The 15,994-nt window shown below is 62.5% G+C and carries 13 protein-coding genes; 9 read left to right on the top strand and 4 right to left on the bottom strand.

Annotated elements, in window-relative coordinates:
- The first annotated feature begins 8 nt into the window (after nt 1-8).
- Nucleotides 9-1,649, top strand: a complete 1,641-nt coding sequence (locus WJU18_RS01230; protein ID WP_423458363.1) for a flavin-containing monooxygenase — start codon at nt 9-11, stop codon at nt 1,647-1,649.
- 6 nt (nt 1,650-1,655) lie between these two features.
- Here the strand turns inward: WJU18_RS01230 and WJU18_RS01225 are convergent, their stop codons facing one another.
- Both WJU18_RS01225 and WJU18_RS01220 read right to left on the bottom strand, forming a co-directional pair.
- Nucleotides 1,656-3,257: a sulfatase family protein gene (locus WJU18_RS01225; RefSeq protein WP_423458362.1), complete on the bottom strand. Its 1,602-nt coding sequence runs from the start codon at nt 3,255-3,257 to the stop codon at nt 1,656-1,658.
- On the bottom strand, nt 3,250-4,239 hold the full coding sequence (locus WJU18_RS01220) for a Bug family tripartite tricarboxylate transporter substrate binding protein (protein ID WP_423458361.1): 990 nt from the start codon (nt 4,237-4,239) through the stop codon (nt 3,250-3,252). The genes WJU18_RS01225 and WJU18_RS01220 overlap by 8 nt, the downstream gene beginning before the upstream one ends.
- Nucleotides 4,240-4,343: 104 nt before the next feature.
- Between WJU18_RS01220 and WJU18_RS01215 the strand changes: the two genes are divergently transcribed.
- Entirely contained in the window at nt 4,344-5,237 is an 894-nt protein-coding gene (locus tag WJU18_RS01215) for a LysR family transcriptional regulator (RefSeq protein WP_423458360.1), read from the top strand.
- Here the strand turns inward: WJU18_RS01215 and WJU18_RS01210 are convergent.
- Nucleotides 5,234-6,025 carry an IclR family transcriptional regulator gene (locus tag WJU18_RS01210; protein WP_423458359.1) on the bottom strand — a complete coding sequence of 264 codons (792 nt, stop codon included), beginning with the start codon at nt 6,023-6,025 and terminating at the stop codon, nt 5,234-5,236. The two genes, WJU18_RS01215 and WJU18_RS01210, sit on opposite strands and share 4 nt — an antisense overlap.
- 168 nt (nt 6,026-6,193) lie before the next feature.
- On the opposite strand from WJU18_RS01210, the gene WJU18_RS01205 reads away from it, so the two are divergent.
- From WJU18_RS01205 to WJU18_RS01195, 3 genes are all read left to right on the top strand, one after another.
- Nucleotides 6,194-7,171 carry a Bug family tripartite tricarboxylate transporter substrate binding protein gene (locus WJU18_RS01205; RefSeq protein ID WP_423458358.1) on the top strand — a complete coding sequence of 326 codons (978 nt, stop codon included), beginning with the start codon at nt 6,194-6,196 and terminating at the stop codon, nt 7,169-7,171.
- A 37-nt stretch (nt 7,172-7,208) separates the two neighbouring features.
- Nucleotides 7,209-8,024, top strand: coding sequence for a citryl-CoA lyase (locus tag WJU18_RS01200; RefSeq protein ID WP_423458357.1), 816 nt, complete (start codon nt 7,209-7,211; stop codon nt 8,022-8,024).
- Between the two features lie 62 nt (nt 8,025-8,086).
- Nucleotides 8,087-9,643, top strand: coding sequence for a class I adenylate-forming enzyme family protein (locus WJU18_RS01195; RefSeq protein WP_423458356.1), 1,557 nt, complete (start codon nt 8,087-8,089; stop codon nt 9,641-9,643).
- 30 nt (nt 9,644-9,673) lie between these two features.
- Here the strand turns inward: WJU18_RS01195 and WJU18_RS01190 are convergent, their stop codons facing one another.
- Nucleotides 9,674-10,606, bottom strand: a complete 933-nt coding sequence (locus tag WJU18_RS01190) for a LysR substrate-binding domain-containing protein (RefSeq protein WP_423458355.1) — start codon at nt 10,604-10,606, stop codon at nt 9,674-9,676.
- A gap of 97 nt (nt 10,607-10,703) precedes the next feature.
- Here WJU18_RS01190 and WJU18_RS01185 point away from each other — a divergent pair, with 97 nt between their 5' ends.
- The 4 genes from WJU18_RS01185 to WJU18_RS01170 are packed head-to-tail and all read left to right on the top strand — an operon-like array spanning nt 10,704 to nt 15,845.
- Nucleotides 10,704-12,857, top strand: a complete 2,154-nt coding sequence (locus WJU18_RS01185) for a thiamine pyrophosphate-dependent enzyme (protein WP_423458354.1) — start codon at nt 10,704-10,706, stop codon at nt 12,855-12,857.
- A 14-nt stretch (nt 12,858-12,871) separates the two neighbouring features.
- Complete coding sequence (locus WJU18_RS01180) at nt 12,872-14,488, top strand: indolepyruvate oxidoreductase subunit beta family protein (protein ID WP_423458353.1); 1,617 nt, start codon at nt 12,872-12,874, stop codon at nt 14,486-14,488.
- 40 nt (nt 14,489-14,528) lie between these two features.
- On the top strand, nt 14,529-15,515 hold the full coding sequence (locus WJU18_RS01175) for a Bug family tripartite tricarboxylate transporter substrate binding protein (protein ID WP_423458352.1): 987 nt from the start codon (nt 14,529-14,531) through the stop codon (nt 15,513-15,515).
- 15 nt (nt 15,516-15,530) lie between these two features.
- Entirely contained in the window at nt 15,531-15,845 is a 315-nt protein-coding gene (locus WJU18_RS01170; protein WP_423458351.1) for a hypothetical protein, read from the top strand.
- Nucleotides 15,846-15,994: the final 149 nt, after the last annotated feature.

Genomic DNA, 15,994 nt, shown 5'->3' with positions numbered 1-15,994 from the left:
AGGAATGGATGATGTCTGTGGAAAATAATGATCAACACTACGACGTGCTCGTGGTCGGCGCGGGTTTCGCGGGACTGTACCTGCTGCACCGCCTGCGCGCGCAGGGCATGCGCGTCAAGGTGTTCGAAGCGGGCGATGACGTGGGAGGCACCTGGTACTGGAACCGCTACCCCGGCGCGCGCTGCGATGTGGAAAGCCTCGAATACTCGTTCTCGTTCTCCGAAGAGCTTCAGCAGGAATGGAAATGGTCGGAACGCTACGCGGGCCAACCTGAAATCCTCCGGTATCTGCAGCATGTGGCCGACCGCTTCGATCTGCGGCGCGACGTGCTGTTCAACACCCGCGTGGCCCGCGCACGGTTCTCACCGGCCCGCAACGAATGGACCGTGAATACCGAAGCCGGCGAACAATACCGCGCGCGCTACTGCGTGATGGCCACGGGCAATCTCTCCAAGGCCAGCGTGCCCGACATTCCGGGTATCGAGAGCTTCAAGGGCCGGTGGTTCCACACCAGCGCCTGGCCGAAGGAGCCCGTCGATTTCACCGGGCTGCGTGTGGGCGTGGTAGGGACGGGCTCCACAGGTATCCAACTGGTACCTCGGGTCGCCGAACAGGCGCGGCACCTGTATGTGTTCCAGCGCACCGCCAACTACTGCATCCCACTGCGCAATGGCCCGCAGGACGCTGGCATCGAGCGCGACGTGAAGGGCCGGTACGCCGCAGTGCGCAAGCAGGCACGGGAAAGCCCATCGGGCGTGGCGGGCTTCAATGTGCCCACCCAATCCGTGCTGGAAGTGCGGCCCGAGGAGCGCGAGGCCGCATTCGAGCGCCGCTGGAACTGGGGCGGCATCGGCTTGACGCGCGCCTTCAACGACGTGCTGTTCAACGAAGAATCCAACCGCATCGCCTCCGAGTATGTGAAACGGAAGATGCGCGAGGTGGTCAAAGACCCCAAGGTGGCCGATGCGCTCACACCGACTTACCCCATCGGCACCAAGCGCTTGTGCGCCGATACCGGCTACTTTCAGGCCTTCAATCGCGACAATGTCACGCTGGTCGACATCCGGCGCTCGCCGATCCGCGCGATGGGACCGCACAGCGTCGAGACCGGAGAGGCCACCTATGAGGTAGATGCCTTGATCTTCGCCACCGGTTTCGACGCCATGACCGGCACGCTGCTGGCCATTGACATCGGTGTCGAGAACGGCCCTACTCTCAGGTCACTGTGGGCGGACGGCCCGCATGCCTACCTGGGTCTCATGGTGGCCGGTTTGCCGAACCTGTTCATGGTGACCGGCCCAGGCAGCCCTTCGGTGCTGAGCAACGTGGTGGTCTCGATCGAGCAGCACGTCGAGTGGATCACGAACTGCCTGGCGCACATGCAAGAACGCGGTCTGGATCACATTGAGGCGCTCGCCGATGCTCAGCAGACCTGGGGAGATCACGTGAACGAAGTGGCGGGCCGCTCTCTGTTGGCTAAAGCATCGTCCTGGTACACCGGCGCGAACATCCCTGGTAAACCGCGCGGGTTCATTCCCTACATGGGTGGCGTGGGCGCGTTTCGCGCGCATTGCGATGAAGTGGCGCGCAACGGCTATCAAGGCTTTGCATTGAGCACGGCGAGGCAGGCTCAGGGCTCGCCAGCGTGATCTTCCTCACGCCAGGCTGGTAGGCCTGGGGCACATGTCGGCATGGCGTATCAGCGTGCGCGCCAGTTCCTCGACCAGTGCCTGCCGCACCGCGCGGCTACTTTCATCGTCCCACAGGTTGCGGCACTCCTCGGGATCTGCCTGAAGATCGTAGAGCTCACCCCAGCTACCCTCGTGGTAGAGGCTCAGGCGGTAGCGCGCAGTTACCAGGGTGCGCACCTGGACTGGCGTGTCAAAACCTACGTAGGCGCGCTGCTGGCTTTCCTCTATCAACACAGCATGCCGACCGGACGGTAACGATTTGCCTTGTTCATCAAACAACGCGCAGCCCTGGACGCCATGAGGTGCCCCGATGTTGGCCCGGCGCAGGATCGTGGGCCCGAGGTCCATGCTGCTGCCCAAATCGTCCCTGGCGCCGATGCCACCCTCGGGATCGGCCCAGATGAAGGGCACACGCACCAGACCCTGGTAGTGGAGCGGCCCCTTGAGCATGATGCCGTGATCGCCCATGAGATCACCGTGGTCGGAAGTGAAGATGACCACCGTGTCGCGCTCCAGATCCAACGCACGGAGTTTGTCCATGACCATGCCGATGCGATCGTCGATGTTGGTGATCATGCCGTAGGTCAAGGCCATGATTTCCTGGATCTCGCGCGCCTGGGCTGCGAACATGCGCGGTGTCTCCAGTTGCGCCCGGCCTTCGGCACGCTCGCGCTGCAGCCATTGCACGTGACGCTCAGCCTGTCCCGCTTGCATGGCAGAGGCGGGTAACGCCATGTCATCGGGGTCGTACATGTCCCAGTAGCGCCCGGGAGGTGTCCAGGGGTGGTGCGGGTCCGGGAAGGAGCACATCAAGGCAAACGGCTGGCCCGGGCGTTCGCTCGCATGGCGGCCGAGCCAGCCCATGGCCTGTTCGGCGATGTAATGGGTCGGGTATTGGAACTCATCCAATTGGGTGTGCCATGCCTGGGGGGCCACATAACCTGGGTCTCGCCGCCCATGTTCCCGCCCGATGCGGTCAGCCACCTCAGGGTGCTTCACCTGCAGCCAGCGCAGGTAGTCGCCAAAGCATTCGTCAGCGTGGTGGTTGCAAAGCACCACATCCTGAAACCCGTAGTAGGGAAGGCTCAACTGGTGTTCGGGGCGCTCCCAGCTGGAGCGTAGTTCCTGCCTGTACGCTGGATCACGCAGATCCGCCCGCCGCGCCTCGGGATAGCGCAGGCTGGGCCGGGTCGAGACCGGCGGCGACGGGGGCAACGCTGGCGGACGATCCTCCATGTTCTGCAGGTGGCTCTTGCCGATAAGCGCCGTGCGGTAACCGAATTCCGAGAGCACATCCGCAAAGGTCACGCTCTCCAGCGGCAACGGCACGCCGTTTCCTCTGGCGCCCGTCACCGAAGGCATACGCCCTGTCATCATGGCCCCGCGGTTGGGCATGCAGACTGGATTGCTCACGTAGCAACGCTCGAAACGCCACCCCCGTCCGGCGATTGCGTCGATGTTCGGCGTGCGCACAGTCTCGTTGCCATAGCACCCCAAGTGATCCGCGCGGTGCTGATCGGTCAGGAAGATCAGGAAGTTGGGTTGGCGCATGGAAGATTCACTCATTGCTGATTTTTCCGGCCTTGATCAATTGCGCCCAACGCGCGTGATCGGCATCGATGCGCTGCAGGGTGGCAGCGGCATCCCGGTCCAGCCGGTCGACGCCCTGGGTGGTGAACGCCTGCCTGAGCTGCGGATCGTCCATGGCCGTCTTCAGGGCTGCATCCAGCCGGGCGCGCACGGGTGCCGGGGTTCCGGCGGGAACCGTCACTGCCCACCAGACGTCCGTTTCTTCGCCCAGGCCCTTGATGCCCAGTTCGGTGAAAGTCGGAACCGATGGCAGCCGGACCGCGCGTTGCGCGCCGGTGACCGCCAGCAAGGCGAGCTTGTCGTTCTGCACGTACTGGGTGGCCACCGGCATGCCCACAAACATCAGATCCAGCCGCCCGCCCAGGAAATCCGTCATGGCTGGGCCGGCACCCTTGTATGGGACATGCAACAGCTCGATGCCCGCCGCGTTTTCGAGCAGAGCGCCCACCAGATGGGTGGGCGTGCCGTTGCCCGCGGAGCCAAAACTGATCTTGCCCGGCCGGCTCCTGGCCTGGCGGATCAAGGTGGGCAGATCCGTCAGACCGGAGGCTTTGTTGACCAGCAGCACATTCGACTGGCCCGCCACGGTCCGGACCGGTGCGATATCTCTCTGTGTGACGTAGCCCGCATTGGCTGAAAGCTGGGGCAGCAGCGTCAGTTGCCCATCTCCTGCGAACATGACGGTGTAGCCGTTGGCATCGGATTTCGCCAGCACCTGCGCCGCGAGCGCGCCGGCCGCCCCAGGGCGGTTGTCGACCACCACGCTTTGGCCTAGCGTCTTGGCAAGCGCCGCCGCCACGATGCGGGCCAGGATATCGGTCGGCCCGCCCGGCGCGAAGCCAACCAGCATGCGCAGCGGCTTGGCCGGATAGTCCTGTGCGAAAGCCAGGCCATGGCTCCCGAAGGACAGGCTCGCTGCCAGCGAGCCCAGGAAGTGGCGGCGGTTCGATTCAGGCATGTGCGTCCCCGTGGGTGTTCTAAGAGCGTGTTCCAGGCACCCATTGTTCGGATCTTGGAAACAGAGCACAAGATTCAACAGAACCTAAAACATAATATGAAGTTATGGAACTGGAATGGCGCCAGCTGGAACTCTTGCGATGCATCATTGACAGCGGAGGCACTGCACAGGCGGCACGGGCAGCGGGCATCTCGCAGCCTGCTGTCTCGCAAGCCATGCAGCGGCTGACCCGCCAGGTAGGCGAACCGCTGTTTGAAAAACAAGGCCGCCGACGGGTTCCCACGCCCAGGGCCCTGGAACTCGCGCACGCGATGCGCGCTGCCGAAGACAGCTTCAGCCTGCACAGCGGGCACCGGGGAGCAGCCAACCCCGGCATAGATGCCTCCGCCGTTCGCGTGGGCCTCGCCCCGGCGGCCGGCCTGCTCTATAGCCCTGCCATGGTCAATGCCCTGGCCGCTGGGGGCAAGCGAACCAAGCTGTCCATCGTCACGGGAACGGCGCCGGCCATGCTGGATGCCTTGAAGCGCGAGGAACTCGATCTTGTGATCACGCCCCGGCCACGCGGCCTGAACCGCGCGGATCTGTTCGAGCGGCTGATGTACGTAAGCCAGCCGGTCATCTATTGCCGCACTGGACATCCTCTGGCTAACGCCACATCCCTGCGCGCCATCGCCCGTGCCCAATGGGTCGTCGCGGGCCAGGCGGGCACGCCCGGCAACACGGTCGAGGAGGCCTTTCGCGTCCGGCGCTGGGCCCCGCCAAGAATTGCGGTGCATTGCGCGGACTACGCGATGCTGGCTCAGATCGTGGCGGAGACGGATCTGCTGGGCACGCTTCCTCACCCGCGCCTGGTTCCGCAATCCAGGCTCCCTGGGATCGTGCCTCTGCGCGTCGACGAGCGGCTTCCCCATTACGAGGTGTGCCTTTTCTGGCCACGCAGGCCCGCCAGGAACAGTGCCGCGATCCGCCGGTTGGTGGCGGCTTTGTCTACAGACTAATTCAGATCAAGCGACGTGAGATTGGATATCTTCTTCGCGGCCAATCGAAGCTCCGACACAAGCTGCGGGATGCGCTCTGAAGGAATGCGGGAGGAAATCGCTGATACGCTCAAAGCGAGAAACGGACGCCCATAACTTGACGGTACCGCGACGCCCACCGCGGTCACGCCGTCCATGACAGCGCCAATGCCTACGACATAGCCTGTCGCGCGGCACTTTTCGACGTGCTCCTGCACCTCGGCAAAGCTGAGACTGCAGCGATCCGGAAGATAAGGCCGATTCGCGGAGATGATTTCAGCGGCCATGGATACGGGAAGGCTGCCGAGCAGCGCCAGCCCTGCGACGCTCGCCGAGATGGGACGCCGATCTCCCAAGGCGACCACATTCGCCTTGATGTGATAGCCCCCCTGCGCCCGCCATGCACACGCCACATCCTCATGGCTTCGCAACATGAGATACACCGTGTCATCGGTTCTTGCGGCGAGTTCGTCAATGACATCCCGCACCTGAGGAAATCGCTTGATAGGGTTCGGAGCGGCCAACCCGAGCTCGAACAGGCCAGCGCCGAGGCTATAGCGCCGTTTGGAATCCTGGCTTACGAGATCTGCCGCTTGAAGCGACCGCAGTATCCGATGAACTGTAGGCCTGCTCAAGCCGCAGGACTCGCAAAGATCAAGCATTCGAGCCCCTGCCGAGCCAGCCAGCGCAATCTCCCTCATAAGCCGGCATGCGCGGTCCACCGTTTGCGCACCCTGCACCCCGGCATCACTTTGATCGTCAGTTTTCAAGCAGCCTCCTGAATAGTCCATATATCGGACTACTAATAATAAAAAGATTAGGACAAACGCTAGATATGACTCTCAACTCGTCTAATTTTTCTCTCATATCCCTATCATAAATGAGCTCCATTGAATTGACCATATACCGTACTTTTTAAATTTAATTGAGGAATGAAAATGCAACTGACTCGCCGAATGGCGGCCCTTGGCTTCGCTGCCGTGGCAGCTTGTGGCTTGACCGCCCACGCGCAAACCTATCCCGCCAAGCCCATCCGGATCGTCTTGCCCTATGGTGCGGGCGGGCCGGCTGACGTCATGGTGAGGGCCATCGCACAGCAAATGGGGGAAAGCTGGGGCCAGCCGCTCGTGGTGGACAACAAGCCAGGCGCCAATGAAATCATTGCCGCGGACACTGTCGCCAAGAGCCCCGGCGACGGGTACACGTTCCTGGTGGCATCCGACGGAGCGTTCAGCACCAATCAATACCTCTATCCCAAGCTCCCGTATGACCCCGCGAAGGATTTCGTGCCGGTCGCCAAGCTCGCCATTGGAAATCTCATGCTGGTCGTCCGGCCTGATCTTCCTGTCAACAATGTCAAGGAGCTCATCGACTATGCGAAGCAGAGGCCAGGGAAGATGAACTATGCATCCCTCGGAGTGGGCGGAGTCAATCATCTCTCGTCAGCTTGGTTCAACAACATGAATGGGCTTCAGATCGAGCACGTCGCCTTCAAGAGCCTGCCTGCAGCTGTCCAGGAACTGATGGCCGGAAGAATCGATGTCATGTTCTCTGTCACGGGCGGCGTCGCACCCTACATCGAATCCGGAAAAATCAAGGGCTTGGCGGTATCCGGCAAAAACCGTCAACCTGCAGCCGCCAAGGTGCCGACCTTTGGAGAAGTGGGTTTCCCCGCTTTTGACGCCTCTTACTACTTTGGCGTAGTGGCCCCAAAGGGAACACCAGCAGAAATAGCCCACCGATTTGCTCGAGACATGAGCAAGGTCATCAATACGCCGGAGTTCAAGAAGAAATACATGGAGCCGCTGGGATTCGACGCGGTCGGCGATACCCCGGAACAGTTTGCCGAGTTCCTGACGAAGGACCGGGCCATGGCGGCACAGAAGGTCAAGATTTCCGGCGCCAAGCTGGAGTGAGGCATCAAGCGCCATCAATTAAAGACAAAGGATCAAGATGAAAGAACAGAAACCTCTGCGCTCCGATATTGCCTGGAGCACCCCAGACCAGATCGGCGTGCATGGATTCGATCTCTGCAACGACCTGATCGGTGTTCTGAATTTCGGAGACATGGCATTTCTGGAAGTCACAGGCCGCTTGCCCGCGCAGAATGAGTCCCGCCTATTCAACGCCATTCTTGTCACCCTGGTCGAGCACGGGATAGTGCCTTCGACACTGGCGGCCCGGATGACACACGCCGGCGCACCGGAAGCCATGCAAGCCTCGGTAGCGGCTGGTTTGCTGGGCCTCGGGAGCGTCTTTGTCGGATCGACGGAAGGCGCAGCTCGCATGCTGTCGGATGCTCTTTCGCTGACAGACACCGAAGCGCCCGGCGATCAGACTCAGGAACGGGATCGAATGGCCAAGGATATTGTCCAGGCGCATAAGGAACAAAAGAAGATTGTTCCCGGGTTAGGTCACCCCACTCACAAGCCGCAGGATCCGCGCGCTGTACGGTTGTTTGAAATCGCCAGGCAAACAGGGTTTCATGGGCGTTATGTGGATCTCATGGAGCGCGTCGCGCAGCAAGCAAGCGAGATCTACGGCAAGGCATTGCCCGTCAATGCCACAGGGGCCATCGGTGCGCTTTGCTGCGAACTGGGCATGCCATGGCAGGTTTCCCGGGGTCTGGGGGTCATGGCCAGGGCTGTCGGCCTGGTCGGGCACATTCTGGAAGAGTCCCGCCAACCCATCGCCATGGAGCTTTGGCACCGCGCCGAAGAGGAAACCTCAGCGCATACGCGGGGCCAATTACGCCACAAGGGAAGTTGATCCATGTTGACCCCCTTGAAGTACTGGACCTGTATCCGCCGCACGAGGGCACTGTCGGATCCATGTTCCGCAGCAGATTGAAAGTTGCAGCCGACCGGGAATTTATTGTTTTTGAGGGCAAGTCTTATTCCTACCGGGAAGCTGAGCGCTATGTTCAAGCCACCTCGGCAGCCTTGAAGAGAAGAGGCGTCAAGGCGGGCGACAGAGTTGGCGTTTACTCGACCAACCACCCGACGAGCGTATTCTTGCTGCTCGCACTCGCTGATCTCGGCGCCATCATGGCGCCGGTCAATCCGGAATATGGGGCCGAGGAGGTCCGGTACATCTTTTCCCACGCTGAGGTTTGCGGAATCGTGTGCGCGCCGGATTTGTATGAAACAGCTGTTCTCGCTTGCTCAGGAATGCCCTCCAGGCCATGGATCATTCTGAACGAATCCACCGCCACAGCGGAATCGAGCGGCGGCAACGCCACTTTGCAGGATGAAATTCTGAAAGGCAGCTCGCCTATCGAAAACCATCAAGCGAGCGCCGCAAGCACCTGCGTATTCATTTATACGTCTGGCACAACCGGGTTCCCCAAAGCGGTCATGCACAGTCAGGGAAATCTGGTCACGGCAGGAGAAGGGTTTGTCGAGCGAATGCACTTGCAGCCCGCGGACCGCCTGCTGTGCATCCTGCCGCTGTTCCATGTCAACGCCATTTTCTACTCCTTGGGCGGAGCGCTGGCGGCAGGCGCCACCTTGGTCCTTGAGCGCCGCTTTTCCGCCTCGAATTTCTGGAAAATCGTCAAGGAGACGAGAGCAACCGAGGTCAATACCATTGCTGCGGCAGCCAGCATTCTGATGCGCCGGCCTCGCACAGAGTTCGTGGAGGGGCATCATCTTCAAAAAATGTATGGCGCCCCCTTCGATGAAGAAACATACCGGGTGTTCCAAGAGGAGTTTGCCGTACCGACGCTCATTGAAGGCTATGGGATGTCGGAAATTCCAGGCGCCTTGAACAACCCGTTTCCGGGCCCTCACAAGATCCGGAGCATGGGCCAGCCTAGCAGGCACCCCCAGGCGTCAGTACAGCTGGCTCAGGTGGGCATCTCAGATGATTCCGGCGCATTGCTGCCGCCTGGCGAAATCGGAGAGCTTGTCGTCAAGACCCCCATCGTCATGCAGGGGTACTTCAAGGATGCCGGACAGACTGAAGCCGCCTTCCGTGACGGCTGGTTCTTGACTGGCGATCTTGCCTATTACGACAAGGAAGGCTACTACTGGTTTGTCGCTCGAAAGAAGGACATCATCAGAAGACGCGGAGAGAATATCTCAGGAGCCGAACTCGACCGCGTCATCGGCAATCATCCCGCAGTTCTCGAAGCCGCGGCCATTCCCGTGCCTTCAGAGCTCGGCGAGGACGACATTCTGGTGGCCGTGGTGCCACGGCCGGAAATGACGGTAAAACCAGAGGACATCGAAGTTTGGTGCCGCAATCATCTGAGCGCGATCAAAGTGCCGCGCTATGTCGCGATCGTGGATGAATTGCCTCATACACCCACTCATCGGGTAGCCAAGTTCAAGCTTCGGGACGACGTCTCCATCCGGACCGCTGCCACGGACCTGCAAGCGCGTTGATACGCCGCGTTTGCGTGCGTGTGCCTACGGCTACAGGCCGTCAGGATGAGCCTCAACCTCGTCCTGAAACATGTCGACGATACCCTTGCGAAGCCAGCTCAGCGCAGGCTCGCGGTCGAAGCGTCGGCTCCAATGCAAGGAAACCGTGAATTGCCGCTTGGGCAGTTCAGGCTCGATCATCGCGTAGTCCTGGCCAGTCAAGAATTTTTCTGCGATTTCCCTGGGCATGAGCACAGCCAGGTCCGTCGCTTTGACAGTACCCGGCAACGACAGGAAATTGGCCGCCGTCAGGCGCACGCTGCTTTCGAGGCCCAGCAGGTTCAGGATGCGCAAGGTGTCGGCGTGTGAACGCACGGAGGCGTACCGCAGGCGCGAGAGCAGTTCGACATCGGACCCGGGCTGGCGCTGCTTCCATGCCCGCAGAATGGGGTGGCCCCGGCGCAGCAGGATGACATAGTGGTCCTGGATGAGCGGTACGGAGAGGGTTTCGGTGACGATCGCGGGCAGGTAGCCGATGGCCACATCCAGGCGGCCGCTGTCGAGCGCGGGAACAATGTCCTCGGGTGGCAGCGGGCGCGTTTCGATCCGGGCCATGGGAGCCTCGGCCTCGATCATGGCCACCAGGCGAGGCAGGAACCGCGCTTCGCCAATATCTGAAAGGTGCAACCGGAACACGCGGCGGGAACTGCCCGGCTCGAACTCCGTGGTGGAGAGCGCCTGCTCCAGCGTACCCAGCGCGGCCTGAACCGCCACCGCCAACAGCTCGGCACGCCTGGTGGGCGCTACGCCCACGCCAGTGCGCACAAATAGCGCGTCGCCCAGATGCCGCCGCAAGCGCGCCAGACCCTGGCTGGCCGCCGGCTGGGACAAACCGAGTTCAACCGCTGCCCGGCTGACATTGCGCAGACGCCAGACGGCATCGAACAGGCGCAACAGGTTCAGATCGAGGGACTTGATATCCATGGATATCCATTCATTGCATATCTCTTATTAGGCTCATTGTATTGATGGATGAGCGGCAAAACCCGACACTCGATCAGGTTTATCAAGGAGAAGTTTTTTGGAAGTCTCGTTTGCCAGTGAAATCGAATCCTTGCGCCTGGGCCAGGGGGAGGTCTTCCACGGGGAAGGCATCCTGGCCATCACCAAGGCGCTGCTCCAATCGGGCGTGGCCTACGTGGGCGGGTACCAGGGCGCGCCCGTGTCCCATTTGATGGATGTGCTGGTGCAAGCCAAGGGCCTGATGGCCGAGTTGGGCGTGCACGTGGAAGCCTGCTCCAACGAGGCTTCCGCCGGTGCCATGCTGGGCGCCTCCATTCACTACCCGATCCGGGGTGCCGTGACATGGAAGAGCATCGTGGGCACCAACGTGGCGGCCGATGCGCTCTCGAACCTCTGCTCGCCGGGGGTCAAAGGCGGCGTGCTGATCGTGGTGGGAGAGGACTATGGCGAAGGCGCCAGCGTGATCCAGGAGCGCACGCATGCGTATGCCTTGAAATCAGGCACCCTGCTGCTCGATCCGCGCCCCGATCTGGCGCAGATGGTGAACATGGTGGAGCATGGCTTTGCCATGAGCGAGGCCAGCAACATGCCGGCCATCATGGAGCTGCGCATTCGCGCCTGCCATGTGCGCGGCAGTTTCGAGGCGCGCGACAACCGCGCACCCGCGATTTCCACCAAGGCCCTGATGGACGACCCTGCCGGGTTCGACTATGGACGTCTGGCGCATGCCCCCGCGCTGTTCCAGCACGAGAAGCTCAAATATGAAGAGCGCATTCCGGCCGCGCGCCGTTACATCGTGGAGCACGGCCTGAATGAGTTGCGCCCCGGCAAGAGAGACGGGCTGGGGCTCATTGTGCAGGGAGGGCTCTACAACACACTCGTGCGGGCCTTGCAGCAGTTCGGCCTGGCTGATGCCTTTGGCGAACTCGATGTGCCCACGCTGGTGCTCAACGTGACCAGCCCCCTGGTGCCGGATCAGATCGCCGGTTTCTGCCAGGGCAAGGAAGCGGTGTTGGTCCTGGAAGAAGGACAGCCCGAATACATCGAGCAGGAAATCGCCACCCTGCTGCGCCGGCGGGATATCCAGACACCGCTCGCGGGCAAGGACGTTCTCCCGATGGGCGGCGAGTACACGGTGGAAGTAATGGCGGCCGGCTTGGCGAAATGGCTGGCCAAAGTGGCGCCTCAACTGGATACGCAACCGGTGCAGGATTGGCTCGCCGGCAACCAGCAACGCCGCAGCAATGCCGCCAAGGCATTGCCGGAGCCCCTGCCCATGCGCCCGCCGGGCTTTTGCATCGGCTGCCCCGAACGGCCCGTGTTCTCGGCGATCAAGCTGGCGCAGCAGACGGTGGGGCCGGTTCACATCTCCGCCGACATCGGGTGCCACTCCTTCGGCACCTTCGAGCCCTTCAACACGGGGCACACCATCCTGGGCTTCGGCATGAGCCTGGCCAGCCGCGCGGGTGTGTCGCCGCACATGAACCGCCGCGTTCTGGCCATTATGGGCGACGGCGGCTTGTGGCACAACGGCATCGTCACCGGCGTGCAGGCGGCCTTGTTCAACGGCGACGATGCGGTGCTGCTGATCTTCAAGAACGGCTACACCTCGGCCACCGGCACGCAAGACATCATTTCCACGCCGGACGAGGACGCCAAGTTCAACGCCGAGGACAAAGGGCGCAGCCTGGTGCACACGAACCAGACGATCGAGAACGCGCTGCAAGGCCTTGGCGTGAAATGGATGCGGGTGGTGCACTCGTACGAAGTTTCCAAGATGCGCGATACGCTAGAAGACGCCTTGACGAGTGATTTCAAGGGCCTGAAAGTGATCGTGGCCGAGGGCGAATGCCAATTGGAGCGCCAACGCCGGCTCAAGCCCTGGATTGCTAATCTCCTGAAAAAGGGAGAGCGTGTGGTGCGCGTGAAATATGGCGTGGATGAGGACGTGTGCAATGGCGATCATGCCTGCATCCGGCTCTCGGCCTGTCCCACGCTCACGCTGAAAGACAACCCCGATCCACTCAAGGTGGATCCCGTGGCCACGGTGATCGACGGCTGCGTGGGCTGCGGCCTGTGCGGCGAGAACGCCCATGCGGCCACCTTGTGCCCCTCGTTCTACCGGAGCGAGGTGATCCAGAACCCCAAGTGGCATGAGCGGCTGCTCCACAGCGTGCGCGGCGCCATCGTGCGAGCTTTGCAACCTGCATAAAAAGAAAAATCGATATGACCCACCCACAACAACCCGTCACCTTGCTGATCTGTGCACTGGGCGGCGAAGGCGGCGGCGTACTGGCCGAGTGGCTAGCCGCCGTGGCGCGCCACGCGGGCTACCCGGCCCAGGCGACGTCGATCCCAGGCGTGGCCCAACGTACCGGTGCCACCACTTACTATCTTGAGTTCTGGCCCGAACACGAGCGCACGCTGCAAGGCAAACGGCCCATCTTCGGCTTGACACCGTTGCCGGGCAAGCTGGATTTGCTGATCTCGAGCGAGTTGCTGGAAACCGCCAGGCAGATCGGCAACGGCATGGCCTCTAACGAACGCACCTGCGTGATTGCCTCGACGGCGCGCGCGCTCACGACCGCCGAGCGCACACACCTGGGCGATGGGCGTTGGGACGAAGCACAACTAACCTCGCTGGTGCAGGCCCATGCGGCACGCCACCATATCCTGGACATGGCCGCGCTGACGCGCGAAGCCGGCACAATCGTCAGCAGCGTGATGCTGGGCTGCATCGCCGCCAGTGGCGTGCTGCCCTTCGCGCGCGCCGACTATGAATCGGTGGTGGGTGAAGGCGGCGGTGCGTCAGCCAAGGCCAGCTTGCGCGGCTTCGCGCTGGGGTTCGAAGCCGTGCAGCGGCAACGCGATCAGGGCCAGTCTGTTCTGGATCTGCTGGCGCAGGCAGCGCCGGTGGCCCAAAACCCCGCTCAGCCCGCTCTGGCGGCGGCACTGGCAAACCGTATCGAAGCGGATTTTCCGGCGGGGCTGCGTGAGCGCATTACCCAGGGCTGCGCGCGCGCGGCCGAATACCAGAATCAAGCTTATGGGCAGATGTATCTTGACCGCCTGCAACGCGTGTGGGCCGCCGAGCAGGCTGCCGGCGGTACGCAAGGCGAAACCACGCACGAGACCGCGCGCTGGCTGGCGCTATGGATGGCTTTCGATGACATCGTGCGCGTGGCCCACCTGAAGGCGGTTGCCTCGCGGCGCGAACGGGTTCAGCGCGAGGTGAAAGCGCGCGAAGGGGATCTGCTCAAGATCTACGACCACTTCAAGCCCGGTGTGCCCGAGTTTGCCGGGCTGCTGCCCGGCTCGCTGGGTGACCGGCTGACGCGGTGGGATGCCGCCCGCGTAGCACGCGGCGAGAAGCCCTGGGCCCGCCCCATGAAAGTGGGCACGCACACCGTGTTCGGCATGCTGGCGCTGCGCACGCTGGCGTCGATGAAATGGCTGCGGGCCAAGGGCCAGCGCTACGCCACCGAACAGAAGCTCATCGATCAATGGCTGGGTGGCATCGTGCAGGGCTTGCGGGCCAGCCCGGCGCTGGGCCTGGAGATCGCCCGTTGCGGCCGGCTCATCAAAGGCTATGGGTCTACCAACGAGCGCGGCAAGGAAAACCTGCTGCACGTGCTGGAGCACCTGGCCCAGTCGCCTCAGATGCCAGACCCTGCCGCACGCGCTGCCGCCGTGGCCGTGGCCCGGGAAGCCGCGCTGAAAGACGAAAGCGGCAAGGCCCTGGATGCTACCTTGCGCTCCCACGGTGCGCCCGCGCGGCCGGTGCGTGAGCAGCCCATCCGCTGGATGCGCAATCCCCAGAACCGGAGTACAGCCCGGACTTGATCTCGATTTTTGGCTCATTCAATAACAACGGAGACATACGATGAACACTGCACCATTCCCCCGCCGGCGTTGGCTGGCCGCTGCCGCGCTGGCTTTGGCAAGCGCCAGCCCGCTGGCCTGGGCTCAGGTCGACTACCCGAACAAGCCGGTCAAGATCGTGGTCAACTTTCCGCCGGGCGGCGCGGCCGATCAGATTGCGCGGGCGATCTCCCAACCGTTGCAGGAAGCGCTGCACCAGCCCGTGGTGGTAGAAAACCGGGGAGGCGCCAACGGCAACATCGGCGCGGACTATGTCGCCAAGGCCCCTGCCGACGGCTACACGTTGCTCATGAGCTCCGGCGGAACGATCTCGATCAATCCGCACCTGTATGCGAAGATGCCTTTCGATCCCGCCAAGGATCTTGTGCCTGTGGTGTCGGCCGGCCGCATCCTGGTCTATCTGGAAGTTCATCCCAAGGTGCCGGTGAACAGCGCCCGCGAGTTCATCCAGTACGTGAAAGCCAACCCCGGCAAGCTGAGTTTCGGCTCTCCCGGCACTGGCAGCTCGCCGCACCTGGCGGCTGAGCTGTTCAAACAGCAGGCCGGCGTGTTTGCGCTGCACGTGCCTTACCGGGGCGGCGGCCCGGCCATACAGGATCTGTTGGCGGGCCAGCTCGATTTCATGTTTGATCCGGGCGTGGGCCTGCAGCATGTGAAAGCCGGCAAGCTGAAGCTGCTGGCCATTGGCAGCTCGCAGCGCTCGCCCGAGTTTCCCAACGTGCCCACCATGGAAGAAGTCGGCCTGAAGGGCTTCGATGCGGATACCTGGTTCGGCTTCTATGCGCCGGGCGGCACCCCGCCGGCCGTCATTGCGAAGCTGAACGCGGAGATCGGCAAGATCGTGCGCACGCCCGCCTTCGCCACCCGCATGACCGCCATCGGCGGCATTCCGGCAGCCCTCAGCCCACAGGAATTCGCGGCCAAGGGCCATGAAGACAGCGACCGCTTCGGTGCGCTGATCCGCACGCGCGGCATCAAGGCTGAATAACCCAGGAGGATAGGCATGATCGTGGAAATCGTCCGCTTCAGGCACCCGCCGGGCAGTTCGCGAAGCGACATCCTCGCGGGCGCGGAGGCCACCGTTGACCGCTGGCGCGCCAACGCGCAATTGCAGCGCAAGCTTTATCTGGCGAGCCAGGACAACACCGAAGGCGTGGGCGTTTATGTCTGGCCTTCGGTGGAAGCGGCCAAACAAGGCCACGATGCCGAGTGGATCGCCCAGGCAGAGAAGCGCACGGGCGGACCAGTGCATATCAGCTACTACGACTTGCTGATGGAACTGAACAACCAGGCCGGCACGCTCACGCGGCCAGATTGAGAGAGACGCCCCTGGGACCGCCAAGCTCCAGCTTGGCATGGGCGCCACCTAGACACGCTGCAATGCCAAGCTGGAGCTTGGCGGTCCCAGGAGGGAGACGCAGGATTCATCCAGCCTGCGCATAATGGCCCATCCGCGCCGCGCGCATC

It is taken from the genome of Ottowia sp. VDI28, assembly GCF_049532675.1.
Lineage (GTDB): Bacteria > Pseudomonadota > Gammaproteobacteria > Burkholderiales > Burkholderiaceae_C > Ottowia.
The sequence above is the reverse complement of the archived record's forward strand: the minus strand, read 5'-3'. Positions and strand labels throughout refer to the sequence as shown.